General features: G+C 47.6%; 23 protein-coding genes, 1 tRNA gene and 2 pseudogenes. 16 read left to right on the top strand and 10 right to left on the bottom strand.

What is annotated here, in order from left to right; all coding sequences use genetic code 11:
- Positions 1-38 precede the first annotated feature (38 nt).
- The 4 genes from H6F88_RS24685 (at position 39) to H6F88_RS24670 (ending at position 6,038) form a co-directional block, all read left to right on the top strand.
- Positions 39-1,070, top strand: a complete 1,032-nt coding sequence (locus H6F88_RS24685; protein WP_190645413.1) for a histone deacetylase family protein — start codon at positions 39-41, stop codon at positions 1,068-1,070.
- Between the two features lie 126 nt (positions 1,071-1,196).
- On the top strand, positions 1,197-2,159 hold the full coding sequence (locus H6F88_RS24680; RefSeq protein WP_190645411.1) for a polyphosphate kinase 2 family protein: 963 nt from the start codon (positions 1,197-1,199) through the stop codon (positions 2,157-2,159).
- Between the two features lie 343 nt (positions 2,160-2,502).
- Positions 2,503-4,521 carry a TolC family protein gene (locus tag H6F88_RS24675; protein WP_190645410.1) on the top strand — a complete coding sequence of 673 codons (2,019 nt, stop codon included), beginning with the start codon at positions 2,503-2,505 and terminating at the stop codon, positions 4,519-4,521.
- A 284-nt stretch (positions 4,522-4,805) separates the two neighbouring features.
- A complete protein-coding gene (locus H6F88_RS24670; protein ID WP_190645408.1) occupies positions 4,806-6,038 on the top strand; it encodes an MFS transporter in 1,233 nt (410 codons plus the stop codon).
- A 215-nt stretch (positions 6,039-6,253) separates the two neighbouring features.
- Here the strand turns inward: H6F88_RS24670 and H6F88_RS24665 are convergent, their stop codons facing one another.
- On the bottom strand, positions 6,254-6,466 hold the full coding sequence (locus H6F88_RS24665; protein WP_190645407.1) for a hypothetical protein: 213 nt from the start codon (positions 6,464-6,466) through the stop codon (positions 6,254-6,256).
- 73 nt (positions 6,467-6,539) lie between these two features.
- Positions 6,540-6,995, bottom strand: a complete 456-nt coding sequence (locus H6F88_RS24660; RefSeq protein WP_190645405.1) for a DUF4383 domain-containing protein — start codon at positions 6,993-6,995, stop codon at positions 6,540-6,542.
- Between the two features lie 446 nt (positions 6,996-7,441).
- Between H6F88_RS24660 and H6F88_RS24655 the strand changes: the two genes are divergently transcribed.
- The 6 genes from H6F88_RS24655 to H6F88_RS24630 all read left to right on the top strand — a co-directional run bounded on the left by H6F88_RS24655 (position 7,442) and on the right by H6F88_RS24630 (position 14,395).
- The gene (locus H6F88_RS24655; protein ID WP_190645403.1) at positions 7,442-8,077 is read left to right on the top strand and encodes an HPF/RaiA family ribosome-associated protein; all 636 of its coding nucleotides are present in this window, start codon (positions 7,442-7,444) and stop codon (positions 8,075-8,077) included.
- 193 nt (positions 8,078-8,270) lie between these two features.
- Positions 8,271-9,032, top strand: a complete 762-nt coding sequence (ubiG, locus tag H6F88_RS24650; protein ID WP_190645402.1) for a bifunctional 2-polyprenyl-6-hydroxyphenol methylase/3-demethylubiquinol 3-O-methyltransferase UbiG — start codon at positions 8,271-8,273, stop codon at positions 9,030-9,032.
- A 225-nt stretch (positions 9,033-9,257) separates the two neighbouring features.
- Positions 9,258-10,010, top strand: a complete 753-nt coding sequence (crtW, locus tag H6F88_RS24645) for a beta-carotene ketolase CrtW (protein ID WP_347277739.1) — start codon at positions 9,258-9,260, stop codon at positions 10,008-10,010.
- Positions 10,011-10,419: 409 nt separating this feature from the next.
- Entirely contained in the window at positions 10,420-11,058 is a 639-nt protein-coding gene (locus H6F88_RS24640) for a WGxxGxxG family protein (RefSeq protein ID WP_190645400.1), read from the top strand.
- A 235-nt stretch (positions 11,059-11,293) separates the two neighbouring features.
- Complete coding sequence (gene gntT / locus H6F88_RS24635; protein WP_199333782.1) at positions 11,294-12,634, top strand: guanitoxin biosynthesis MATE family efflux transporter GntT; 1,341 nt, start codon at positions 11,294-11,296, stop codon at positions 12,632-12,634.
- A 33-nt stretch (positions 12,635-12,667) separates the two neighbouring features.
- Positions 12,668-14,395, top strand: coding sequence for an ABC transporter ATP-binding protein/permease (locus H6F88_RS24630; RefSeq protein WP_190645399.1), 1,728 nt, complete (start codon positions 12,668-12,670; stop codon positions 14,393-14,395).
- Here the strand turns inward: H6F88_RS24630 and H6F88_RS24625 are convergent, their stop codons facing one another.
- Positions 14,396-14,602, bottom strand: coding sequence for a chlorophyll a/b-binding protein (locus H6F88_RS24625; protein ID WP_190645397.1), 207 nt, complete (start codon positions 14,600-14,602; stop codon positions 14,396-14,398).
- 278 nt (positions 14,603-14,880) lie between these two features.
- On the opposite strand from H6F88_RS24625, the gene H6F88_RS24620 reads away from it, so the two are divergent.
- Positions 14,881-15,429, top strand: a complete 549-nt coding sequence (locus tag H6F88_RS24620; protein ID WP_190645395.1) for a general stress protein — start codon at positions 14,881-14,883, stop codon at positions 15,427-15,429.
- Between the two features lie 82 nt (positions 15,430-15,511).
- On the opposite strand, the gene H6F88_RS24615 is transcribed toward H6F88_RS24620, so the two are convergent.
- From H6F88_RS24615 to H6F88_RS24605, 3 genes are all read right to left on the bottom strand, one after another.
- Positions 15,512-16,768, bottom strand: coding sequence for a glycosyltransferase (locus H6F88_RS24615; protein WP_190645393.1), 1,257 nt, complete (start codon positions 16,766-16,768; stop codon positions 15,512-15,514).
- Positions 16,769-16,873: 105 nt separating this feature from the next.
- Positions 16,874-17,707: a nucleoside triphosphate pyrophosphohydrolase gene (gene mazG / locus H6F88_RS24610; protein ID WP_190645392.1), complete on the bottom strand. Its 834-nt coding sequence runs from the start codon at positions 17,705-17,707 to the stop codon at positions 16,874-16,876.
- A gap of 39 nt (positions 17,708-17,746) precedes the next feature.
- Positions 17,747-18,337, bottom strand: coding sequence for a metal-binding protein (locus H6F88_RS24605; RefSeq protein WP_190645390.1), 591 nt, complete (start codon positions 18,335-18,337; stop codon positions 17,747-17,749).
- A 126-nt stretch (positions 18,338-18,463) separates the two neighbouring features.
- Here H6F88_RS24605 and H6F88_RS24600 point away from each other — a divergent pair.
- Positions 18,464-18,536: transfer RNA gene (locus tag H6F88_RS24600), tRNA-Val, on the top strand.
- A 72-nt stretch (positions 18,537-18,608) separates the two neighbouring features.
- Here H6F88_RS24600 and H6F88_RS34640 read toward each other — a convergent pair.
- The 3 genes and pseudogenes from H6F88_RS34640 to tnpA form a co-directional block, all read right to left on the bottom strand.
- A pseudogene (locus H6F88_RS34640) lies at positions 18,609-18,933 on the bottom strand (transposase); the annotation flags it as partial.
- A gap of 9 nt (positions 18,934-18,942) precedes the next feature.
- Positions 18,943-19,077: a hypothetical protein gene (locus tag H6F88_RS34165; RefSeq protein ID WP_277882227.1), complete on the bottom strand. Its 135-nt coding sequence runs from the start codon at positions 19,075-19,077 to the stop codon at positions 18,943-18,945.
- 90 nt (positions 19,078-19,167) lie between these two features.
- Positions 19,168-19,534: pseudogene (gene tnpA, locus H6F88_RS24590) on the bottom strand (IS200/IS605 family transposase).
- A gap of 268 nt (positions 19,535-19,802) precedes the next feature.
- Here tnpA and H6F88_RS24585 point away from each other — a divergent pair.
- Complete coding sequence (locus H6F88_RS24585) at positions 19,803-20,978, top strand: FAD-dependent monooxygenase (RefSeq protein WP_190645388.1); 1,176 nt, start codon at positions 19,803-19,805, stop codon at positions 20,976-20,978.
- A 427-nt stretch (positions 20,979-21,405) separates the two neighbouring features.
- Positions 21,406-22,413, top strand: a complete 1,008-nt coding sequence (locus H6F88_RS24580; protein ID WP_199333781.1) for an alpha-1,2-fucosyltransferase — start codon at positions 21,406-21,408, stop codon at positions 22,411-22,413.
- 22 nt (positions 22,414-22,435) lie between these two features.
- Here H6F88_RS24580 and pyrC read toward each other — a convergent pair whose 3' ends face one another.
- Complete coding sequence (pyrC, locus tag H6F88_RS24575) at positions 22,436-23,464, bottom strand: dihydroorotase (protein WP_190645386.1); 1,029 nt, start codon at positions 23,462-23,464, stop codon at positions 22,436-22,438.
- Between the two features lie 509 nt (positions 23,465-23,973).
- Here pyrC and H6F88_RS24570 point away from each other — a divergent pair.
- The gene (locus H6F88_RS24570) at positions 23,974-24,345 is read left to right on the top strand and encodes a hypothetical protein (protein ID WP_190645384.1); all 372 of its coding nucleotides are present in this window, start codon (positions 23,974-23,976) and stop codon (positions 24,343-24,345) included.
- 235 nt (positions 24,346-24,580) lie between these two features.
- Positions 24,581-24,856 (top strand): group II intron maturase-specific domain-containing protein, encoded by a 276-nt coding sequence (locus H6F88_RS24565; protein WP_277882226.1) that lies wholly within the window; start codon positions 24,581-24,583, stop codon positions 24,854-24,856.
- Positions 24,857-24,887 lie beyond the last annotated feature (31 nt).

Here is a 24,887-nt window from a genome sequence, read left to right as displayed (position 1 = left end):
AGCAGGACTTTGATAGGGTTAGAGAAACAGGGTTAGAGATGATTACGATTTACAGCGACGAGCATCGTTATCAAAACGCCACGGCAGAACTTATTGATGGCAAGTTTTTACCCCCGTTTGAGATGCCAAAACGGGCAGAAATGGTGCTTGAACAGGTGCGATCGGCAAATCTGGGTGAGGTACTGCCACCTGAGGAGTTTGGGCTTGAGCCAATCTTGCAAGTCCATGATCAGCAGTTTGTCTCCTTTTTGAGTACGGCGTGGGGTGAGTGGGTGGCAGCTCACGGAGATTATGATGCGTTGCCGCTAAATTGGGCAACGCGAACGATGCGTCAAGACCGCATTCCAGAAGCCATTGATGGCAAACTGAGCTATTACTCCTTTGATGCAGGTACGCCCATCACTGCCGGAACCTGGAGAGCAATCCGCGCCTCTGCCAATGTGGCGTTAACCGGACAAAAGCGGGTGGCGAATGGAGAACAGGCTGTTTTTGCGCTCTGCCGTCCACCTGGACATCATGCAGGACGTGACCTCTATGGAGGCTACTGTTTTTTAAACAATGCGGCGATCGCTGCTCAAGCTTTTCGAGACGCAGGTGCGGAGCGGGTTGCGGTGTTGGACATTGATTATCATCACGGCAATGGCACCCAGTCCATCTTTTACGATCGTGCTGACATTTTCTTCCTCTCTCTCCATGCTCATCCCAAGGATGAGTATCCCTACTTTTTAGGCTATGAAGATGAGATCGGTGTAGGGCAAGGCGAAGGATTTAACCGCAACTATCCGATGCCTTGGGGCACGGATTGGGGAGCTTATCAGAAGGCGCTTGCAGATGCGGTCAATCACATTGGTAACTATGCTCCAGATGTTGTAGTTATATCACTCGGGGTTGACACATTTGAGCATGATCCTATCTCAAAGTTTCGCCTAAAACAGGACGACTATCAGCGAATTGGGGAGGCTATTGCCCATCTTAGTAAACCAACTCTATTTGTGATGGAAGGGGGGTATGCAGTAGCCGAAATTGGCATCAACGCGGTTAATGTGTTGTCTGGGTTTGAAGCGGCATAATCTGACAGTGCACTTCAGTCGACATCTAGATAGCAAAGTCTAACAGAGGGGAGAGGTCTCGCAGCTTACAATTCCGCTACCCTGCACTTACAGCAAAAACTCGTGGGCGCTTCAGCGAGATTCTTTATGAACCATTCCAATTCTTCTAACCCCAATTCTGTTTCTGGCAGTGACAAAGCCGAAACTGCTAAAACAAAACGGGCAGCAGCAGCAGCAACGGCAGCCGTGACAGAGGTTATGTCACCCGAGACGGCGGTTGTTGATGAGCCGCCACCGAAACCCAATTATCCCCTATATCGAGTTCATCCAGGGGAGCCATTTCATCTTGCTGATATTGACCCAGACACTGCGGAGTCTTATCAGGGTAAGAAGGATGTCGAAGCAGAACTCGAATATCAAAGAGAACGCTTGCAGAAGCTACAGGAACGGCTGTTTGCAGAACAACAGCGTAGTTTGTTGATTGTGCTGCAAGCAATGGATACAGGTGGCAAAGACGGCACAATCAAACATGTGTTTCAGGGGATTAATCCTCAAGGCTGTCAGGTCTGGTCGTTTAAGCAGCCCAGTGTAGAAGAACTTAGCCATGACTTTCTCTGGCGCTATCATCAGCGAACTCCACCTCGCGGTATGATCACCATTTTTAATCGATCGCACTATGAGGATGTATTAATTGTTCGAGTCAAAGATTTAGTACCAGAAAACGTTTGGCGTAAGCGCTATCAGTTGATTAATGAGTTTGAACACATGCTCACACTTAATCACATCATGGTGGTTAAGTTCTTTCTCCACATTTCTAAGAATGAGCAAAAAAAGAGGTTGGAGAGTCGCTTAAACAATCCAGATAAGCGCTGGAAGTTTTCCTTTAGTGATATTAAAGAACGTCAGTTTTGGGATGATTATCAGCTTGCTTTTGAGGAGGCTATTACAAATTGCTCAACTGACTACGCGCCCTGGTATGTAGTGCCTGCTAATAAAAAGTGGTATCGCAACCTGGTTGTAGCAAGGGCGATCGCTGACACCCTTGAAGCGATGAATCCTCAGTATCCAGCAGAGACAGAAGCATTGGATAATGTGAAAATTCCAGAATAGGTAGCCCATAGCGCTAGTCACCACGGACCAACCCAGCAAACTCTACCACCTCTGGGGACGTTCTCTCAATCAAACGCAGCAAGAGCAACCCAAAATTGCTTCTGTGTTCCAGGAATTCGTCATTCGCTTGCGTGCCGATCGCCTGCTGTATGCCTATGAAGAAATTGAGCCGTTGCTGTAGCTACCACTCCAGGAAACCAGGGTTTTTAGCGGATTAGATGCAATGTACATCTAATGCCCCATGACCTTCCGGATCACCTTGCCAATGAGTGCAAGATCTGAGGTGACACCCTGTAGAAACCCATACCCGGCAATCGAAACAAGATTCCAGGTAATTATTTCCATGCGCTTTTCAACTTTTGTATTTTGCACACTTACACTAATTGCCGCTCAAGCGATTACGCGACGGGCGATCGCTACCCCTGCCCCTGCTCTAGAGGAAACCAAAGAAAGTCCGGTTAGTGTTGCAAATGATGCAAAACCTGAACTTAGTCCAGTCACTACTCCGCCTGAAGTAGAGCCTGTTAAACCTTTTGCACATCGAGAGGTTGCCCACAGTGTAACAGGCGATCGCCCTACCTCAGCACCGACAGCCCCTGAGCCAGATGCCAAGGTTGAAATAGCTTTACCGACACCAGAACCAGAACTAGAACCAGAACCTATCGGCAGTGTCGAAATTGCAGCCGTTTCCCCTGAATGGACAGCAGTTGCACCGCAAAATTCAGTGGAATGGTCTCGTCCTAACTTTGCCCCCTTTGAACCAGCCCTTGAAGAACAAAATCTCCAGGTTCCAACTCCTGAAGAACCAATAGTTGTACCAGTAGTCGTACCGGAAAACGAACCGGTTCAACTACCAGACGTGGAATCAGATCAAGTTGAATCTGAGGTTGCACCGCAGATGGAACCGGATGCTGCGCCAGAAGGTGAACCTGCTCAACTACCGAACGCTGAACCGGGAATCGAAGTCGATGCCGAGTCAGGAATTGAAATAGAGGTGCAAGCGCCCCCTGACCCAGCTAGTTTAAACACTTTAGAAGAATTTGCCCCACCTCCCAATCCTTTAACCAGACCCACCTTTCCTGAAGAAGTGGAAGTGGGAGAAGCTGTGCCAATTACCCTGGAGCAGGCGATCGCCCTGGCACAGCGTCACAACCTCGACCTGCAAACCGCTCAACTAGAGCTAGAACGCACTGAGGCGGAACTGCGTGAAGCTCAAGCAGCTAACTTGCCTCGACTGACGGCTGGCGCTGACCTCACCCTGCAGCAAAGCCAGAGCTCCTCTGGTCTTCCCGAAGAGTTAGAAGCTGCACTAGGAATTGAAAGTGGCAATAACTCTTCCACAGCAGCAGTATTGGGCGGTTCCGTAGAACTGAACTATGACATCTTTACGTCAGGTCGGCGATCGGCTCAAATCAGTGCGGGTGAGCGGCGAGTGCGGCTTCAGCAGCTCCAGGTAGAAGTTACTTCAGAAGCCACTGTGTTGGATGTGGTGAACGACTACTATGATCTTCAGGAAGCTGATGAGCAGGTGAGAATTGCCCGTGCCTCGCTAGCAGAAACGGAATCTAGCCTGCGAGACGCAACGGCTTTAGAGCAGGCTGGCATTGGTACCCGATTTGAGCAGCTTCAGGCTCAAGTAGATGTCGCTAACGCCCAGCAAGACCTGGTCGAAGCGTTGAGTCAGCAGGAAGTTTCTCGTCGTCAATTGCGACAGCGACTTGGCATTGCTGAGTCGGTGAATGTAGCGGCGGCTGATCCCGTTCGGGTCGCAGGAGACTGGTTGCCTAATCTTGAAGAAAGCATCGTTCTCGCTTACCAAAACCGGGCGGAGCTAGAGCAGCAGCTGGTACAGCGTGAGATTAGCCAGCAACAGCGACGAGCAGCGTTATCGGAGTTGGGACCGCAAGTTTCAGCTTTTGCTAGCTATGGGGTGCAGGACACACTCAACCAGGAAGGTGGGCTGGATGATACTTATCAGCTAGGTTTGCGAATGAACATGAACCTGTTTGATGGTGGAGCAACTAGAGCTAGAGCCGCACAGGAGGAAGCCAATGTGGCGATCGCCGAAACCCAATTTGCCAACGTGCGTAACCAGGTGCGGCTTGAAGTCGAGCAAGCCTACTTTACCCTCCAGTCCAGCTTTGAGAATACGCGCACAGCCACTCAAGCCGTAGACTTTGCCACCGAAGCCCTGCGCCTAGCTAGACTGCGCTATCGGGCAGGAGTCGGCACCCAAACTGAAGTCCTGCAAGCGCAATCCGATCTCACTCAGGCAGAGGTCAATTTGCTGCAAGCAATTCTCGGCTACAATCGCTCTCTAGCCTCGCTGCAGCGGGCAGTTGGCAGCTTTTCGGAGGTGTGAGGAGGAAGTAGAAGGGAATCGGTAAGGGTTCATCGAATTCCTCCACCCGATTGACTGACAAATCTTCTGATGTAGGTTGGGTGGAGCAAGGCGGAACCCAACTCCTGCCTCGATTCTGTTGGGTTTCGCGATGCTTCACCCAACCTACGACTTAACAGACACAGAAACTTGCTGGCCCTTGCTGTTTAAGGCTTGATCTGGTAACTCTTCTGAAAGTGCCCAAATTTTTGGGCAGCTTTTGGAATTGACCTGTTGCTGTTGAGTGGTGTTAAGTTGCACAGCGTATGAATTTTTCTGACTCCAGGCTGTTGGTATTGCTAGCTGCAAGTTCTTTGATTGCCATGACTGGGGCAATCCTAGCTCCCATCTTGCCGGAAATGGCAAACAGCCTCCATTTTGAAACGGCCCAAGCTGGCAACCTGATCAGTTTTCACTTTCTGACCTTAGCAATCTTTACGCCATTGCTTGGAATTTTGGCTGACCGAATCGGACAAATTCGGCTGCTGCTACCGTCCCTGATTTGCTACGCCGTCTTTGGCATATCAGGAGTATTAATGCACAGCTTCACGCCGCTGTTGGCAACACGGGCGCTGTTAGGGATCGCTAATGGCGGCATTGCAGCGGCAGGGTTGGGATTAGTCAGCAAGCTTTACCAGGGCGAGGCACGGGCACAGGCGATCGCCTATGTCGCTACCACTTTAACCCTGGCTAACATTGTCTATCCGTTGATTGCAGGCTGGATTGGCACAATCGACTGGCACTTTGTCTTTGGGTTATACGGATTGGGAATTCCACTGGCGCTATGGGCTGCTGTTGTGTTTTATGGCAGTCGCCAATCTACTGGTTTGAATGTTGAAGCTCTGTCTACCCAAAAGGATACCGAGAAATCTTCAGCAGAATCTTCCCAAAATGCTACGGTGTCGGAAGTTGCCACACCCGCTCAGCTATTTCGTCAACCTCAAATCTTGAAACTGTTGCTGTGTTTAGCGTTGGTGTCAGCCAGCGTGTATGCCCTGATCGTCTATTTGCCGATCTATATGAAAACGGATATGAGCAGCAATACCGTTTCAATTGGCATTGTGTTAGCGACGAAGGCAGGTGGCGCAGCGCTAGTTTCTGCCTTTCTGGTGCGACGTTTGGTCAAACAAATTGGTGAAAGTTGGACGATCATTCTAGGGGCTGTAACCATGTCACTCACTTTGGCGACAATGCCTTACCTGCACCAGATGCAAACTTTGCTCCCCGTCGCGATTTTGTTTGGTTTTGGCTTCGGCATCGTTGTACCAACGCTCTACAGTAGCTTAGCTGAGCTAGCGCCTGACAACCTACAGTCAACTGTCCTGGCAACTGGAACAGGCGTGAGTTTTCTGGCACAGTTCCTATCTCCCATTCTGTTGGGGTTTGTCTTCACCCATTCCAATCTCCCAACAGTGTTCTATACCACTGCACTGGTAGCGGTAACTGTAGGCTTGTTGAACCTTCTTCCCAAGCGCAGTTTGGTACCCGCAGAAGAATAAACCTTTTGCATGAATGCTAGCGTTTGAAAGATGTTCGAAAAGCCTGTTCTGTAACCCAGAGAAATTGTAGGGGCATAGCATTCGGTAGGTAAACTTTGGAATAGACCAAAAATTCTTGCCCGAATGCTATGCCCCACCGAAATATACGCTACTCTGCAAACACTCTCTTAAAAACCCTCTAACAATCAGAAGGTTTTAAAGCACAACCCCTATGTTTACTCCTGTTTCTGTTGCTCCGCTGAGCTTTCACTAGGACGCTCTGTCGCAGCAGGGTTAATCTCTGTTCCCTGCTCATCAAAGGGATATCCTTCGCCTTCATCTAAAAGGTTCTCTGGATCTCCTACAAGGTTTGCAGCAGAATCAATCTGACTATTGTCATGACTGTGTTTCGTTCCACCGCCTTTGTGACTAGCATGACCACCGGGCATAATTTTCTCCTTAAATTTGTTGATCAATTAAGTGTTGTAAGTTTTGCTGATTCCAGGGATATTAATGGTTGAACTAAGCCGCTTTCTGAGCATTAGCGGATACTCCAACTCGGTCGAGCACTGTGGGCTTTACAAATCCGTAGTAGTAAGCAATGCCGGCAAGAATTGCATTAAACCAAACGTTGTTGCCAAACAGGGGTGCAATGCCAAAGAAAGTGTTGGTGAAAGGAATTATCCCTAGAATGGCATGTGCGGCATACACAAAAGCGAAAATTTGGTTGAAGGTGATTGAGCCACCTAGACTGGTAAAAGCAGCAATTCCCCAAAGTCCAACCAAAACTCCTATAGCGTTGTGGAAGTAGTTGGTTGGAAAGATGCCAAATAGATCGCCATAACCGCTAGCGAAGGAGACATCCGCAGGCGGAGCGACAAAAGCAGGCACAAAACCCGCTAATCCTAATAGCAGGAAAAGAATGCCCAAACTTAGCGCACAGTAGCGAACTTGCATGTTGTCAGATGATGCTTGCATAGTAATGTCTTTTCCAAAATGAACTGTATTGAGTGACGGTAGCAATAGCACTTAATTGAACTGCTAGCTACTCACTTAACATTCAAGACCAGTTTCAAAAGCCTAACTTCATTCTTAAAGCCAGTTCCGGCTATGTCCAAAGAGGAGTTCATGATGAATTTGTTTTGTGATGTTCATCTCTTACGCTAAGCCTGGAAGAGATGAACATGCTACGCAGGCAGGCAGAGCTCTTAGTCTCAAGATGCTGTTGGGTATCGTCTTGTTTCTTTTATACCTCTCCTATTAGACAGGTACTTGGATGAATATAACGGCTCGTGAGTTAGAGGAGAGATGACTTTCAATTCCTTAAGATGGTGCTTCCATGAGCGTTTCCCAGGCTCCTTATCTACCCTACATGCGCTTTACTGCCTGGAAGCCGGAGTTCTCAGATTAAAGGAAGGATGCAGATGAAAGTTCCACCAGAAATTACCTACCGAGGCGTTGACAAGACTGAGGCGATCGCCTCTCTAATCGATGAGAAACTAAACAAATTGGAGCAGGTCTGTAATTACATCAGTAGTTGCCATATTGCAGTTGAAAAAGTACATGACCACCCTCGCGGTGGCTCTCCTTATCGAGTTCGACTCGATATGACCGTTCCTCCCAGCCATGAGCTGGTCGCAGAGAGTAATCCCAGTCTCGGAGAGCGCAATCAGTATCCTGAACTCGATACGGTAATTCGAGATGCATTTAGCAAAGCTTGGCGACAGCTTAGAGACTTAGCAAGACAGCAGCGGGAGCATGATACTGCTGGAGTAAGCGACGAAGTCCAAGATACTACTGCTCTTGTCACCAAATTATTCAAAGAGCAGAACTACGGCTTTCTCAAAACTCTTGGAGGAGAAGATATCTATTTCAATTGCGACAGTGTACTACACAATGATTTCGATCGCCTTGAGATAGGGACAGGTGTTCGGTTTGAAGCCATAGAGAGTGAAGAGGGATTGCTCCACGCGACAACAATTCAAATTGTCGATAAGCCCGGGGCAAGTGTTGGAAAGTCAGAAGAGACACCGATTGAGCCGCCCCTAGGTTGGGAGTAATCTGAACAGCGAATCAAATTGAACAAATCAGGAGTTTTCCTTTGACAACTCCTGATTTCGCCAAATAGAAACAATATCGGGTTAAACAGATTTCACGACACATCAATTTCTATAAGACTGTAAGGGCGCACTGCGGTGCGCTCCTACCCATATCTATAACATTCTCAGATTAAATTGGTATAGAAAGGAAACGATGAAGAAAAATGACTTGGAATACTACGATTTAAACGCTGAGAAATGGTGGAAGAACGGCGAAACCTTACATTTGTCAAATCACTTCAATCAAACAAGGTTTGAGTTTGCCGCTAGCTACATTCCAAACTGGAAAAATCTTAAAGTTCTAGACGTTGGCTGTGGAGGGGGATTAGCTTGTGAAGCTTTAGCCAAACTGGGCGCTGAGGTATCAGGAATCGATCTGTCTGAGAACTCAATTAAAGTTGCAAAAGAGCACGCAAGCCAAAGTCAACTTGAAATCGATTATCAACAAGGATCTGCCGAAGTCCTGCCCTATAGTAGTCATACCTTTGATGTGGTGTTATGCTTTGATGTGCTAGAACACGTATCAAACCTAGAAAAGGTGCTTTCAGAAGTTCATAGAGTCCTATCCCAGGGCGGAGTATTTCTATTTGATACAATTAACAGAACTTTTAAGTCAAAATTGGTGATGATTTGGCTTCTAGAGGATGTTCTAAACCAGATACCCCGTGGACTTCATGATTGGAACAAATTTATTAAGCCTGATGAGTTGAATTTGATGCTGAGAGAGAAGCATTTTTCTAATATTGAGGTTAAAGGATTTGATGTTACTAATGGGATGAACTTTGGAGTTCTTAAAGACATTCTTCTCAAGGGATTGAGTACTCGGAGTGAAGGTGGGGAAACAGATTTGTTTAAGATTCAAATTAACCGAGATACTTCTATGTGCTATATCGGCAAAGCCGACAAGCTTCTATAAACTGTACTTTTCCTAGGTTCAAATAGCAAGCCTGCGGTATCAAACATCACAAGGCTTGAATGCTGATGTCGCTCGATATTACTCTCAAGATAGGAATCAGTTAGGACTATAGGTAGACTTCCCTAAGTACCTGGGTAGTTAGGATTTAGATATATAGCGAAGCCTTGACAGATTTTAAGATTTGGCGATCGCAAATAATTTTCTACCCTGCAATGGAGTTCCTACGTGGTTCAGACAGCATCTATTAAGCCTGTAGAATTCGCTTCAACAACTGTTAAACAGGCAAAAAATTATGGAGTCCTAATTGCTTCTACGATCTTTGGTCTTTGGATAAGCAGTCTAGTTTTGCTGCTTTCTACAGATGTGTCAAAGCTGCCGATTCTAGGAGTGATTTTTGTTGTACTTTGGCAGACTTTTTTGTACACGGGGCTATTCATCACGGCGCATGACGCGATGCATGGAGTGGTCTTTCCCAAAAATCCTAAAGCCAACTATTTAATTGGTTCAGTTGCAGCGTTTTGCTATGCATTTTTTTCCTATAAGCGCTTGTTAAAAAAACATTGGCTGCATCATCGCCACCCGGGAAGTGAGCTTGACCCAGATTTTCACGATTTCAAACATAAAAGTTTCTTTTCCTGGTATTTTCTCTTTATTAAAAGATACTGGAATCTACAGCAATCAATCAGTTTGATAGTTGCCTTCAATTTGAGCAAGTATATCCTCCATGTGCCTGAGACAAATCTAATTTTGTTTTGGATTATTCCTCCTGTTCTAAGTTCGTTACAGCTGTTTTACTTTGGAACGTTTCTACCTCACCGAGAACCCCAGGACGGCTATACCAATTCTCATCATACTCAAAGCACTTCGTTGCCTGTGTTCTTGTCTTTCATCACCTGTTATTACTTTGGTTACCATGAAGAGCATCATGAGCATCCTCATGTACCCTGGTGGCAACTGCCAGCAATTCGAAATAGCTAAAAGCTAATACCGTTTTTACCTGAAACTGCACCTTTTTAAGCACACTCTATACACATTGAGCAAGCTCCAAAATAGTGAATTTTCCAGTGAGAAGCTTTGTGTTTCTAGTTACAAATCAACTTAAAACAAAGATGTTCCTATGGTAGACGCTCTAGCAAACTTCCAGGATTAACATCAGAATTAGCAACAAAGATAGTTCTAGTTTTCCTCGTTGTTTGCCTGGAGGTGTTGAGTCCTAAATCACTAAAATTTTGCTCAACATTTCCAGGATTCCTTCTGTTAATAGCGGAACAGATAGGAGGCAAAGCGACGGCTATGAATCATTAGACTCTTTTACGGCTAGCACTACCGCTCTACCTACACCTTAAAAACTCACTTAGACATTGAGAAAGTACCAGAAACTAAAACCATGAAATCTACAGCTTTAACACAAACTATTCTAAGTAGCGTTTGCGCCCTTAGCCTGGCCGCTTTCCCTTTTGCATTTAATGCTTCTGCTCAGACAGGAGGTGCTGGTGGAACGACAGGTGGCACCACAGGTGGCACGACTACAGCTCCTAGCAGTCCTTCAGGTGGAACTGTTGACGGTGCGACGGGTGGAGCAACCGGTGGCACCACAGGCAGCACCACAGGAGACATTGAAGGAAATACCACGGGTACCACGGGTGGAACTGACGGTACGGTTACAACGCCCGGTACTGCTATCGATGGGACAACAGGCGGAACAACCAGTGGTACGACAGGTGGCGCCACGGGCGGAACAACCGGTGGAACAACTGGTGGAACTACGGCTCCTGCAGGTACCACGGGTGGCTCAACTGATGGTACTACAACCGCTCCTACCGTAAGCCCTAACACAACGACTACGGGTGGACAGGAAACTGGCGATACAACCAGTGATGTTCAGGCGGCTGAGGGCGATCGCGACTTTGACTGGGGCTGGCTAGGCTTGCTTGGATTGCTGGGTTTGGCTGGTCTCAAGCCTAAGGACAGAACTCCAACCCGTCGTGAAACAACCGTATCGAGTTCTAGTTCCAACAGATATTAGAGTTGTTTTGTGTGAACTAGTTATCTTTCCGCAAACTAAGGATGCATTCTCGGAAGACAGGGATACATCCTTTTCTCTCAATAGACCTCAAGCATGAATGGTAGCGTGGCAAAGCCACGCTACCATTCATGCTTGAAAACGTGATTTATGCAGGAGGTTAATCTCCAGGTGCGGGGCTAATTGCAGTGAATTGTGAGAGGCTAGGGAGTATAGCGGTTCCTTTTCACCTATTTTCATGCATTCTATGCAGTTTCGCGATCGCTTCTTTCAACTAGCTGCTGTCAATGTGCTTTCTAACCTGATGGTGCCGTTAGCAGGGCTAGTCGATATGGCGTTTTTAGGCCATTTGCCAGAAATCCGTCATTTGGCAGGTGTGGCGCTAGCGACGGTTTTATTCCATTACATCTATTGGACGTTTGGCTTTCTGCGGATGGCGACAACGGGAACGACCGCCCAGGCAGCCGGACGGCAAGATCAGGATGGTGTCCTATTAATTGGGTTGCGTAACGCTGGACTGGCACTGGCGATAGGAATATCAATCTGGGTTTTGCAATATCCCCTACGAGAAATTGGGTTTGCCCTTCTGAGTGCAGAGCCAGAGGTAAAAGCAGCAGGCATTGATTACTACAACGCGTTAATCTGGGCAGCACCTGCAACTCTGATAAATTTCGTGCTGATTGGTTGGTTTCTGGGGCGAGAGCATGGAGGCAAAGTGCTGGTACTGTCGCTCATTGGAAATGGAACTAATGTGATACTGGATTACCTGTTTGTAGTGCAGCAGGGGTGGGGGAGCGCAGGTGCAGGTTGGGGAACAGGACTCAGTCAGTGTCTCATGCTTTTGATAGGGCTAGTCTTGGTAAGCCGAGAACTGAAGCTAAGCCAGGTTCAAGCGGTCACAGCAAAACTGTTTGACCTAAGCGATTGGAGAGCGGCGTTTCTCCTGAATGGTGACATTGTAGTTCGCACCTTTGCGCTGGTGTCAGCTTTTGCGCTATTTACAAATTTCAGCTCTGCCTTAGGAACAACGGTATTGGCAACGAATACTCTATTGCTGCAAGTCGTTACACTAGCAGCTTATTTTATTGACGGGTTGGCGTTTGCAACGGAGAGTTTTGCGGGCAAGTTTTATGGGCAAGGCGCAAGCGATCGCCTGCTGACACTAATTTGGCTATCTGGTGGAGTGAGCCTAGGGTTAGGACTTGCCTTCGCGGCGGCGTTTGCTCTCTTTCCCACGCCCTTGTTTGGACTACTGACAAACCATGCAGACGTGTTGGAGCAGGTGAATCGGTTTGTGCTGTGGCTATTTCCGGTTCTCGGTTTCGGGGCGATCGCCTACACCCTGGATGGCTACTTTTTGGGTTTGACTGAGGGACAAATTTTGCGTCAATCTACTGTTGTGGCAACTTTGCTAGGCTTTGTGCCAATGGGGGCGATCGCCTGGCAACTTCATAGTGCCCATTTGCTATGGATGGCAATGGTGTTATTAATGGCAACCCGAGCCATCACCCTGACCCGCCGAGTGCCTGAAACACTGTGGGTTAAATCGGTAATGCAAGCAAGTGATGTAAGCAAGTAATGTAAGCAAACCAGTCCTAAAGGAAATAAGTTGATGGATCGATTGAATTTACAAGTCTTTCAGCAGTTTTGGGCGATCGCCAAATCCTACTGGACAGGGGACGAAAAATGGCAGGCTAGAGGGCTATTGCTGGGAGTTGTTTTGTTTTTGTTAGCCTACACAGGGCTAAGCGTCTTGCTCAACAACAAGCGTGGAGTGCTAATTTCAGCCCTTTCTGCTCAGGATGAGCCGCGATTTTGGCAAACGGTGATGATCTTCTTAGCAGTGCTAGTGATCTATGCACCGCTGCTGGCTGGCTACACTTATTTGCGCGATCGCCTCAGTTTGCAATGGCGACGCTGGCTAACTGAGCGGTTTGTGAATCGCTATTTTAGCGATCGCGCCTACTATCAACTCAACATTTCAGACATCAACATTGATAACCCCGACCAGCGAATTGCTGAAGATGTTCGCAGCTTTACTCAAGAATCACTCACTTTTTTGTTGGCACTCGTAGAATCATTTCTAGCTGTGGTTGCCTTTAGTGGTGTGCTGTGGGGCATTTCCAGACCACTCGTGTTTTTTCTAGGACTGTATGCGCTAGTTGGGACATTAGTGACAACGGGTGTATTTGGCAAACCGCTGGTTCGGCTAAACTTTGAACAGTTAAGACGAGAAGCAAACTTCCGATTTAGCCTGGTGCGAATTCGGGAAAATGCAGAGGCGATCGCCTTTTACCGAGGTGAAGAACGCGAATCAAACCAGGTTGAGCAGCGGTTTTCAGAAGTGTTTGAGAATGTCAAACGGCTCCTTGTTTGGGAGTTAAGTCTAAACGTTTTGACTAATGCCTATGAGTTTATTCCGTTCATTTTGCCCGCACTGGTGGTGGCTCCTGGGATTTTTGCCGGAGAGATTGAAGTGGGCAAAGTGAGTGAAGCGCAGGGCGCTTTTGTGCGCGTCTTTTTCTCACTCAACATCATAGTTGCTCGCTTTCAGTCACTCACCACTTTCACAGCCGGAATCAATCGTTTGTACACCTTCGCTGAATTTCTAGAACAGGTTGAAACGGATCAAACTCAGACAACAGCCGCCGCCGCAGGTACGTCCATTGAGGGAATACAAACTGAAGCATCCTCCAGTTCTAAGCAACCCTCCGTCATTCAAGTGGTCGAAGCCGATCGCCTTGCTTTAGAGCATCTCACTTTACAGACGCCGAATCGACAACGCACCTTGATTAAAGATTTGTCGATAGAAATTCCGTCGGGGCAAGGATTATTGGTGATGGGACCAAGTGGATGTGGAAAGAGTTCGCTGCTGCGGGCGATCGCGGGTCTGTGGAACGCTGGAACAGGCAAAATTACGCGTCCTAAACCAGACCAAATCCTGTTTCTACCTCAGCGTCCTTATATGGTCATGGGAACATTGCGCGACCAGTTGCTTTATCCCAACACTCAGCTTCAGGTCGAAGACCAACACCTCAAGCAAGTTTTGGAACAGGTGAATTTAGCAGATTTAGATGAACGGTTTGGTGGCTTTGATGCCGAACGAGAGTGGGCCGATGTTTTATCTCTCGGAGAACAACAGCGGCTCACCTTTGCCCGGCTACTGTTAAACAAGCCAAACTACGCCATTTTAGATGAAGCAACTAGTGCCCTTGACCTCGACAATGAAGAACGACTCTATCAACATCTGTCTGCAATGGGTGCCACTTTCTTGAGCGTAGGACATCGCTCATCTTTGGCGGACCATCACCAACTAGTTTTAGACCTGGCTAAAGCCTGATTAATGAATCAGGTGAAGCACATCTCGAAGAACGCTGTAGCCTGCCCAATCCCAAAGCAAGTAAGCCACAAAACCGAGCATGGCAAGACGACCATTCCATAGCTCTTGTTGGGGGTTCCAGCCAAAGATCCAGGCACTGCGATCGCTGCCATTATAGGCTGGAGCAATAGGAGTAACTGCAGTTTTTTCGGGTGTAGTGGTTTGCATGGCTAAATAGTCTCCAGTTCACTAAGATTAGCCTCATGCTATCGATTGCCTACGCTAACAAGGTCTGTCTTTGAGCTTATCTAGCTTTACTTCTAGAGAATAGTTTATGAAGAAGTACCAGAAGCACCAGTCATGCGTGAATGTTGCTTACATCTTTTGATTGATGAGCATTTAGAAGAGAACAACAAGAATGATGGCATAACCCAAACAATAGTTCTGCATCTGTTCCGTTCTAAACATTTAATTAATTAGACAGATGATTGCAGAAGGAGGAAAATATGGCTGAAGGTCAAAAATTAGCGGTTGGTGTGTTCCCTAACCATGAGGACACTGAGAGCGCATTAAATGAGTTAAAAGCGTCTAACTTTTCAATGGACAAAGTCTCCGTTATTGCTAAACAGGGTGATGAGGAGAAGCAAGTCGCTGGAGTTGAGATGAGCGATCGCGTCGGAGGACAAGATGTAGAGAGCCCTACCCAAGTCGTCTCAAATGCCGTCTCAGGAGCTACCTGGGGCACAATCCTACTAGGTTTAACAAGTCTAGCTATTCCTGGAGCGGGTCCTGTACTGGCGGCAGGTACTTTAGGTGCAGCTCTTCTAACTAACCTTGCAGGAACCGGACTCGGAACCTTAGAAACCAATCGTTTGATTCATGCTTTAGCGGATTCTGGTATTCCCGAAGAGCAAGCTAGAGTTTATAGCGATCGCCTGATCGGGGGAAACTATCTCGTCTTTTTAGAAGGCTCAGACACTGAAGTGGGGCAGGCAGAATCAGTCTTACAAAGTCAAGGCGTTGAGGATTGGGGTATCTTTGACCGTCAGAGCTAAAGTGACTCCGATTGATTCGGACAGGCCGTAAGCGACAAAGATTTGACCCGCAAGTTTTTGTGCCGGAGTTGGATAGCAAACCTCAATGCTGAAGATGAGACTCAATGATTGAGACGACTTTCGCTACCCCATCCTCGGCTTGCAGTTGTACCTGCAACTGTTGAGCCCGTTCTTGGAAGCTAGAATCTTCAAGAATGGTTCGGATGCTGGCAGCTAGGCGATCGCTAGTGAGTTCTGATTGACGATGAGTGGCGGGACAAACTCCCAGTTGTACGAGCAAATTCCCCCAAGTTGGCTGGTCTCCAAAGAAAGGGGCAACGATAGAGGGAATACCTGCCCGTAATGCTGCAGCTACGGTTCCTGAACCGCCATGATGAATTGCAGCACTGACTCTAGGGAAAAGCCAATCGTGAGGAGCTTCCTCAAGTCGGTAGATGGAGGGGGGCAGGTCGGTGCTAACGCTCCCCCAACCTGAACAAAGAACGGCTCGCTGTCCGGTTGCCGCTAAAGCTGAGACGATCGTTTGAGCTAACCACTCAGGATGCCGAGGAATCATACTGCCAAAGCCAACATAGAACGGCTTTGGCTCTTCATCCCAAAAAGCTTGTAGTTCGGGTGAGGGAGTAAACGAATCTGCTGTATTGAGAAAGCAGTATCCCGCTTGGTGAACTGCTGGGCCCCAATCTGGAGGAGGGGCGATTGCCGCTGCACTATAGCAATTAACAATGGTCAAGGGTGAAAGGAACGGAGGCGCATCACGGCGATATCGGGCTCCTGCCCAGGGCAATTGAGGCAGGTGCAGCACGTCTTGTCGAAACCGATTGATCAGCTTTGCATTAGAACGCCAGCCGAGGAATCCCACCAGATGATAGCTCAAAAGGTTGGCTAGCCCTGGCAACCGCTGGTCGGTGCGTTCGGTAAAATCCAGGAAAGGGAAAGTTCGCGTTGCAGCGATAGGAATTTGGGTCGCCAAAATTGCAGGAACCTTGAGCGCTTCAGCGAGATGGTAGCCCCACAGCGCTAGAGGCGAAAACACAATCAAATCGCTCCCCTGACAGGCATTCCAGGCATCCAAAAGCTGTTGCCATAGTAGTTCCTCAGGAATCAGCTTCACCCGATTGCCTTCGAGTAGCTCAAGTCCTGTTGGTGAACTCAGAAGTTGCTTAAAATCACCCGCAATCGGTGCAAACGGAATGTTCCAGTGAGCAGCAAAGCCAGCAAAGTTGGGACTGCCCGCTAACGTGACCTGATGTCCGCTTTGAATTAAGCCCAAAGCGATCGCGCAGAAGGGTTGAATGTCGCCACGAGAGCCAATTGTCAAAATGGTGATGCGGCCCATGTCTCTCGTCCTGTAAGTAAATGAACAAGCGCTATCGTGAATTAGGTTTGAGTCCAGGTAGTGGCTTGGCAGTGCCAAGCCACTACAGCAAGCTACGCTGCGACCCTAATCCCCACCCGCCAATTTTGCCTTTGCTCGCTGCCACAGCGTTTCCAGTTCGTCCAGGGTATAAGTCGAAAGGGGGCGATCGCACACTGCCTCTACCTGAGCAAACCGCTGAATAAATCGCTGGTTGGTACCCTCAAGCGCTTCGGCTGGGTCAAGTTCATGCCAGCGGGCAATGTTGATCAGGGTAAAGAGTAAATCACCCAATTCGGCTTGCTGGTTGGCTTTGCTTTCAGAAGCGATCGCCTGCTGAAATTCTGCTAACTCCTCGTGAAACTTTTGCCATACGCCGTCTACGTTTTCCCACTCAAATCCAGCTGCCGCCGCTTTTTGTGAGATTTTCATCCCCGCCATCAGTGGTGGAAGCGATCGCGCATAGCGGCTGAGCCGGGGAGTGAGTCGCTGAGGCTCAGTAGGAGACTGTTCTTCATCCGCTTTGATTTGCTCCCAGTTTTGATGCACCTCCTCCACGCTCTGTACCTTGACATCGCCAAACACATGCGGATGACGGCGAATTAGCTTTTCGGTAATTCCTTCTGCCACATCCTTGAGGTCAAACTGCCCAGCTTCACTAGCAATCTGCGCCTGTAAAACAACTTGCAGCAGCAAATCTCCTAACTCATCGGCGATCGCCTCCTGATTGCCCTGCCGAATCGCATCTACCACTTCGTAGGCTTCTTCGATTACATAGGGAATCAGCGTTTCAGGCGTTTGGGCTAAGTCCCAGGGGCAACCTCCATTGGGCGATCGCAACTGTGCCACAACTTCAACCAGCCGTTGCAGGGCGTTGAGAATAGCTGACTCAAATGAGTGAGATGCGGGTGGGGTAGACATAAAAAAACAAAGACTAACATGAGAATGGGTTGATCTTAGCTAACGTTTACTTTGCCGTGGTCCCTTACTCCGTCTAGTCGTGCGTTTCTTGGCTTTAGGTGCAGGTGGCAAGACAGCTTTCCATCCTTGAGTTTTATAGCGCTTTTGAGTAGATACGCCCCAGTCTGCTACGTAATGACTCAATGCCCCCAATTCTAAGCCCAGGCAAAACAGCAGCCACTCAATCGTGTAGCGCTGAAACGATCGCTGCAATGATTGCCCAATTCCATTCCACGTCCAGCCGACGCGCAGCACTTCATTAATTAAAGCTAAGCCTAATAGCCCCAAAAAGGTTAGCCAAACTGAGAGATAGAGAACCCGCACCGTTGTGCCAATAATTGGGCCGTGTGACCAGATTGAGCGATGCTTCATGCTGCCCCGGTAGGGAATCCAGATCCACCGGAGCCAGCCCCAGCGCTTGTAGTGAATCGACAGCACATCCAGGTCAGGCCCAAACATCAAACCGCCAAACAAAAAGCCTGCACAAATAATCAGCGTAATCGTGCTGTTGCGGGCGATCGCCAACGTTAGCCCCGCCAACACGGGCAGAGTCCAAAGCGTAATGCGATCGTGCGTCCGACCCGATGGCATGATTGAACGGAGTAGATTAGATTAGCAGTTTTAATAGTTTATCTGCGATTTAGCGTAGCAGAATCAAATTTATCTGCTATATTAGAACTCGTGCGATTTCAGTTGATGAAATTTCACAGCCTCTCCGGGCGGTTAGCTCAGTTGGTAGAGCGCCTGCCTTACAAGCAGGATGTCGCGGGTTCGAGTCCCTCACTGCCCATTCCCGGAAATTGTCAGGTAACACTTTATTTGTCGTCGTTAACAAGTTCTTGTCATCGTTAAAATTCTTATGCCAAGGGAGCAGGGGCATCAGATCACTCCAACGTTCGACTTGTTTAGCGGTGCTGAGGTTGGGCAGGATCCAATGCAGTCGTTGCTTGGCAAAGCGAAACCACTGGTCAACCTCAAAGCGAGCGGAAGTGCATCTGCTGCTAGCAGCGCAAGCGCAGTCGTCCTTGTCTGGGGTCATTCACCTTAACCGACTGGTCAGGGGTGTGCCAAGTCGTTGCATCGTTGAGCTTGAACTTGGCACCATGTACACGCGGTCTACCTCTGCCACTATACTTAGGCGGAGCACTCCACAAACAACGGTTAGAGCGCACGCGCATCAACTTATCACACTTAGTCTAAACTCCAGTTAGATTTTGGTCGTGCTTTAGAGTAGATGCTATAGGGGCGATCGCACTCTCTACAGTCTCTAGCTCAACAGTTTCTGTTTTGAGATTTGTATCAACAGGGGTTGCAGTATCAGGGGTAATCATAAAAGGCAGAGAGTAAAAGTATCTCCCAGCAGAGCCGGAGGCTTTAGCATATGAGAGCTGCCCAAAGCGGCTTTCTTACCTTCATTCCTCCTACCATAACTTCAATTGTTCCAACCGTTGATCCTCCTTCTCCTGGTCCCGAATATACTGCCGCACCACTACCTCATCTCGCCCCACCGTTGAAACGTAGTATCCTCGTACCCAAAAGTTTTGTCCTGTGAAGTTCTGCCATCTACCCAAATATGTTCGGGCAATCGCACTTTTGCCCTTGATAAACCCCACAATTTGAGAAACCGAATACTTGGGAGGAATAGAAATGAGCATGTGCACATGGTCTACCATCAAGTGTCCTTCTTCAATGTTCGTAGTAAAGCGTCTTGCGTCGATATTTGGGAATGAATACCACGTGATATCTGCACTCCCATTTGCTGTGACTTAACCTACCGGTATCTTTCATTAGAGTCTCCTTCAAGTGACCCACATTTGGGCTCACGTTGCAGAGTCTCTTTCCTAAATTCCCGGTACTATCAAACTCTGAAAGTCCTCCGGTAGAGCCGGGGGTTTACCACGATTAATTAATGAGCTGGTTTCTTGTGTAAGATTAGAAGAATCTGATATATCGCAACTCTACTCTGATGCTATTTATTCAATGATCACTGAACTCACTCGATGTTTTTGAGTTCAGCGATCGCCTCAGATTTAATGTCAGTTTGGGAGCTAGCAACGTGATCAAACCTTTGAATATTGCCATCATTGGTGGCGGCATTGGTGGATTAGCAACTGCGATCGCCCTGCTCAAACACGGATTTGACGTGAAAGTCTATGAAAGGGCAGAAACTCTGCGCTCTGTTGGGGCGGGTTTGACCTTAACCCCAAATGGGTTAAACAGTCTCGAAGTTATCCATCCGGGCATTGTTGAGGTTTTGAAGCAAGCAGGTAGTCAGCTTAACACGCTCACCTTGAAGCGCAGCACTGGAGAAGCGATCGCATCCAACCCAATCACGGTTGTGCAGCAATATGGGCAACCAATGTTAAATATTCGGTGGTCACGTCTCCAAGAAATTCTTGCATCAGCACTACCAACTGATATCATCCATTTTGGACATCGCTGTGTCGGATTTGAGCAACTTGACAACAGTGTTACACTCTTTTTTTCGGGTGGGAAAACCGTTGAGACAGATTTGCTAATTGGGGCAGATGGAATTAACTCTATCGTTAGACAGAACCTAATCGGCGACGGTTCTCCAAATTATGCTGGTCGCGTTTCTTGGCGGGCTATTCTCCAGTTTGAGCATGAGCAACTTGCTCCAAACACTTCTACCCTACTCACATCAGCTGATGGCAAAAACTTCCTGCTAGTTGATGTGGGTGGAGGTTACACCTTCTGGAGCGCTAGTGCTCTATCCGCTGATGATTTTGTTCACCAACGGGCTACAGCTTCCAAAACTCGTGTTCTAGAGCGATTTGCTGATTGGGCAGAACCCGCAGGCGAAATTATTAAAGCAACGCCTACCGATCACATTGTGGAACGACCGATTTGCGATCGCCCCCCCTTGCGACACTGGAGTAACGGCGGAGTAGTACTGTTAGGGGATGCAGCTCATCCAGTCGTTCCGTCTTTGGGACAGGGAGCAAATATGGCATTTGAGGATGCTTGCGAACTAGCAGCGTGTCTTGCTGCTGCATCGAATATAAAAACAGCTCTTAAGTCCTACGAAAACAGTCGCCTTCCTCGTACAGAAGTTATTTACAATCGCAGTTCAATTCAGGGCTATCGCTCTTATCAACGTGATAGTGAAACGACATTAAACGAAATGATGGAAGCTTCTCAAATGAATCAAAATGAATTTGAAACATGGCTCTACAGCTACCATCCTGGTGCTAGAGCGTGTATCTCATAAATCCGGTTTTCTGATCTGCAATATAGCGTTTCCCATCTGATGCTACTGAGCCAACCAAATCTGTGCAATCTTGAAAAAACCTGAGCAAATCCTGCGCGGTGCAATTTACGGGTGTAATGTGATCAACAACGATTTGTCGAGAGTTTAGTGATGATTGTTTTAAGTAAGGTGAATGCTAGCGATGTAGCAGTCAGTACTAAAAGTAAGCGATAAATGGGAGGCAGCATTGGATAAAGATTTGAAGTATTCCAAGCGCAGTGAGACGGATCAAGTTTTTCGCGCTATAAATTCTCTCAATCAACCAACAGAGACTACAGCAACAGATACATCTTCATCTGAGCGGTCTATACTCACGATGTCATCACTGGGGAAGCTAGGAAGATTTGGTAATCAACTTTTTCAGTATGCGTTCTTACGAATTTGTGCATTGCAATCAAACGCGCAGGTCGAGTGCCCAGCTTGGATTGGTCAATCACTATTTGGACATACTGATCCACCCATTACACAGCGTTTACCTCCTGCAATCGAACAGCTCGATCAGGGTGAAGCCTTGTTTGATGCGTTTCCAGAGTTTATTCCATACATTGAAAAAATGGCAGGAGCACCAAGTCTTCGCGTTGGAGTCGAGGCGCTAGAGCAAGGATTAACCAATGTTGATTTGTGGGGATTTTTTCAAGTTCACACTCGTTTTTTGCAGCCACATCAAACCTTTTTTCGATCGCTGTTTCGACCCGTTCCTGATCTCAGGGATGCGCTAGAAGTTGGGCTAGCTAAGTTGCGATCGCAAGGCAAAACAATCATTGGGGTGCACGTTCGACGGGGTGATTTCGTTCGCTTACCGCTTTCAGGATTTACCTTAGTTGTACCGCTAGCGTGGTGGTGTGACTGGCTCGATAGTATATGGGATCAGTTTGACCAGCCTGTGCTATTTCTGTGTAGTGACGAGTTAGAGCGTGTTTTGCCAGCCTTTGCTAAGTTCAACCCCGTCACCTGCAAGGATTTGTCTATTGAATTGCCGCAGCTTCAGGCTATTAATGCTGAGTTCTATATTGACTTTTTTATGCTAAGTCAGTGTGATGTGGTCGGCATTAGCAACAGCATTTTCAGCTTTGCAGCTTGTTTGTTAAACGAGCGAGGACAACAGTTTTTTCGCCCCTGCTGGGACTTCTCCATCAAGTTTATCCAGTTTGATCCTTGGGATAGTTTGCCACTTCTTTACATCGGCGACGGACAGCCCAAAATTTTAAAGGGCATTGATGAGGCTGCGGCGGTGGCTCTTGCGACTCAAGGTAGACTCGGACTTTTGAGGTGTCTCTGTGTTCAGGTGCCGATTAGTTTAATCAGACAATGGCTTGTGCGAACCTACTTAAGCTATCAAGGGGCAGGTTGGCGAGGCGTACTTAGGTTATTCAACATAACTGAATTCTTGAGGTAAATTAGTTTATATCATGCCAGAGTCAAGTCATTTGCCACCTCATCTCTTGACCTGCCCGTAAGGGCACAAGCCCAGATTCAGTAAATGGAACTTCATCGGGAACGCGCCAAGTCGTTCTGGTTAAAGTAATCTGTTCAGTATTGCGCGGGAGTTGATAGAAATCTGGACCATAGAAGCTGGCGAACGCTTCAAGTTTATCAAGTGCATCAACGCTCTCAAACACTTCTGCATACAGCTCCATAGCATGTAGAGCCGAATAGCAACCCGCACAGCCACAGGAATTTTCCTTGCTGTTGCGAGAATGAGGAGCGCTATCGGTGCCCAGGAAAAACTTAGGATTACCAGAGGTTGCTGCTTGCAAAAGTGACAGGCGATGCTCCTCACGTTTCAAAATTGGCAGGCAATAGAAATGGGGGCGAATTCCACCTTGAAATAAGATATTGCGGTTAAACAATAGATGTTGTGGCGTAATCGTTGCAGCGATGTTGTTGGCAGATAGGACATACTGCACAGCATCTGAAGTGGTAACGTGTTCAAGCACCACACGCAGGTTAGGAAACCGCTGCTTGAGAGGGATCAGATGTCGCTCAATAAACACTTTCTCGCGATCGAATATATCAACATCTTGATCGGTCACTTCTCCATGCAGCAGTAAAGGCATGTCTACCTGCTGCATCGTTGCAAAGACGCGATCGCACTTGCGAATGTCCGTCACACCGAAGTCTGAATTAGTTGTTGCACCAGCTGGGTAGTACTTGACCGCTTTGACAAATTGAGATTCTTTGGCCACGATAATTTCTTCGGGGCTTGTGTTGTCAGTGAGGTAAAGCGTCATCAGTGGCTCGAACTGTTGGCTAGCCGGAATGGCTGCAAGAATGCGATCGCGATAGGCTGCGGCATCAGCTACCAAGCGTATTGGAGGCTTCAAATTTGGCATGATGATAGCACGGGCAAACTGACGCACCGTATGGGGTAGAACCGCTTTCAGCGCCGCGCCGTCGCGTAGATGGAGATGCCAGTCGTCAGGTCGGGTGATCGTAAGCTTCTGCATCTTACAATTATAAAACCGTTAGTGCTTGGACAAGTGTACAGTGACTTTATGCTCAGTGCGAAACAAGACGGTAAAGCCGCAGCATGATTCTTTCGCAAAACATTGAAAGCGCCGCACGTCAAGGAACCCCGTGTGCTCATTGTGGACAGAAATATGGCTTATCCGGTCGCTATAGAAAGGCTAATGAATCTGCTTCGCAAAGCACAGGTTCAGGGGGTTGAAAGTGGCAATATGCGAGCACAAGTAGAATTCGTGTCTCTAATTTTTGGACTTGTTGCTTAACTCGATTTAGATGGAGTGAGTCGTTTGTTCTTCACTAGTTTTTCCGACAGAGTCAAATTAAGCGCGATTATCCTTGCCAAGTGACAGCAAAAGCATATTTTTGTAAGGTTTGTGGCGATTCGCAGAATGCAGCACTCTGATAGGCGAATAGCTTTTAGAGAATTATTAGTAGGGTTCTTCGCATCGTTTGATCTAACCTATGAACTTGGACGAACAGCTCAAGCAACTTGCGGACGATTCGATTTCTAATTCGCACCGACGATTTGAGCTTACAGAAACTTCCCTGGCATGAATGGGATTTTCTTGAGCGCTATCCAAAGGCGGAAGTTGCTTTGAGTGCGCCGGAATACGAAGCAATTCACAGCAGCAAGATTCACAGTAATAAAACAGTTCTTGGCAATAAGACGGTTAAAGTTCTCGCGATTCTGGGAAACAGTGAGGGAATTGATCTGGAGGGCAATCGCCAGATTTTAGAGCAGCTACCGAATGCTGAAATTGATTTTTTAGTCGAGCCACACCGCCAACAGTTGAGCGATCGCCTTTGGAAAGCAGCGTGGGATATCTTGTTCTTTGCTGGACATAGTACTGCAATCAATTGAGCTTGCAGATGTTCCCAAAGCCATGGCAGTTCACTCTCTTCCAAATGGTGGTTCCAAGCAGCTCGAATCACGAACTCCGACTGAACTCGTTGGGCAGCTACAAAAAACTCATAAATATCGCTCTCCCTATCACTATCTGTGATAGGGAGAGCGACAATATCCGGTAGGCAAATACGCTTCCAAACATGGATTCAAGACCCTGATTAAACCCAACCAATAGAGTCAACATCGCCACTTGGCACAATTGAAAAAGATTGTGTCATCTCATGGTGCAACCACCCAAGCAGGGTTAATTGCTCACCTCAACCCAATCATTACTGGATGGTGCCAATATTACGCTACGGTAGTGAGTAAAGAAGCATTTGCTTCAATGTCCTACCACCCGTCTGGGCAACTGTTGCGTTGGGCAAAACACAGACATCCCAGACTCAATACCCATCAAATTGTGTCGCTATATTGGCGAGTGAACCAGGGAGACGGATGGGTATTTCAAATCGAGGTACACTACTAAGATGGAAATCATGGCAATCAAAGCCTGAATA

The sequence above is a fragment of the Oculatella sp. FACHB-28 genome, from assembly GCF_014696015.1.
Taxonomy (GTDB): Bacteria; Cyanobacteriota; Cyanobacteriia; order Elainellales; family Elainellaceae; genus JAAUTN01.
This window is presented reverse-complemented; position numbering and strand designations above follow the sequence as displayed.

Bases quoted from the DNA above. Each gene is read 5' to 3' on its own strand.
- H6F88_RS24665 (WP_190645407.1), bottom strand. From the start codon at position 6,466: ATGCCCGGTGGTCATGCTAGTCACAAAGGCGGTGGAACGAAACACAGT.
- H6F88_RS24655 (WP_190645403.1), top strand. From the start codon at position 7,442: ATGAAAGTTCCACCAGAAATTACCTACCGAGGCGTTGACAAGACTGAG.
- H6F88_RS24605 (WP_190645390.1), bottom strand. From the start codon at position 18,337: ATGCCATCGGGTCGGACGCACGATCGCATTACGCTTTGGACTCTGCCC.
- H6F88_RS24680 (WP_190645411.1), top strand. From the start codon at position 1,197: ATGAACCATTCCAATTCTTCTAACCCCAATTCTGTTTCTGGCAGTGAC.
- H6F88_RS24670 (WP_190645408.1), top strand. From the start codon at position 4,806: ATGAATTTTTCTGACTCCAGGCTGTTGGTATTGCTAGCTGCAAGTTCT.
- gntT (WP_199333782.1), top strand. From the start codon at position 11,294: ATGCATTCTATGCAGTTTCGCGATCGCTTCTTTCAACTAGCTGCTGTC.
- H6F88_RS24615 (WP_190645393.1), bottom strand. From the start codon at position 16,768: ATGGGCCGCATCACCATTTTGACAATTGGCTCTCGTGGCGACATTCAA.
- H6F88_RS24630 (WP_190645399.1), top strand. From the start codon at position 12,668: ATGGATCGATTGAATTTACAAGTCTTTCAGCAGTTTTGGGCGATCGCC.
- H6F88_RS24675 (WP_190645410.1), top strand. From the start codon at position 2,503: ATGCGCTTTTCAACTTTTGTATTTTGCACACTTACACTAATTGCCGCT.
- H6F88_RS24640 (WP_190645400.1), top strand. From the start codon at position 10,420: ATGAAATCTACAGCTTTAACACAAACTATTCTAAGTAGCGTTTGCGCC.
- ubiG (WP_190645402.1), top strand. From the start codon at position 8,271: ATGAAGAAAAATGACTTGGAATACTACGATTTAAACGCTGAGAAATGG.
- H6F88_RS24625 (WP_190645397.1), bottom strand. From the start codon at position 14,602: ATGCAAACCACTACACCCGAAAAAACTGCAGTTACTCCTATTGCTCCA.
- H6F88_RS24685 (WP_190645413.1), top strand. From the start codon at position 39: ATGATTACGATTTACAGCGACGAGCATCGTTATCAAAACGCCACGGCA.
- H6F88_RS34165 (WP_277882227.1), bottom strand. From the start codon at position 19,077: ATGATTACCCCTGATACTGCAACCCCTGTTGATACAAATCTCAAAACA.
- H6F88_RS24620 (WP_190645395.1), top strand. From the start codon at position 14,881: ATGGCTGAAGGTCAAAAATTAGCGGTTGGTGTGTTCCCTAACCATGAG.
- H6F88_RS24660 (WP_190645405.1), bottom strand. From the start codon at position 6,995: ATGCAAGCATCATCTGACAACATGCAAGTTCGCTACTGTGCGCTAAGT.
- mazG (WP_190645392.1), bottom strand. From the start codon at position 17,707: ATGTCTACCCCACCCGCATCTCACTCATTTGAGTCAGCTATTCTCAAC.
- pyrC (WP_190645386.1), bottom strand. From the start codon at position 23,464: ATGCAGAAGCTTACGATCACCCGACCTGACGACTGGCATCTCCATCTA.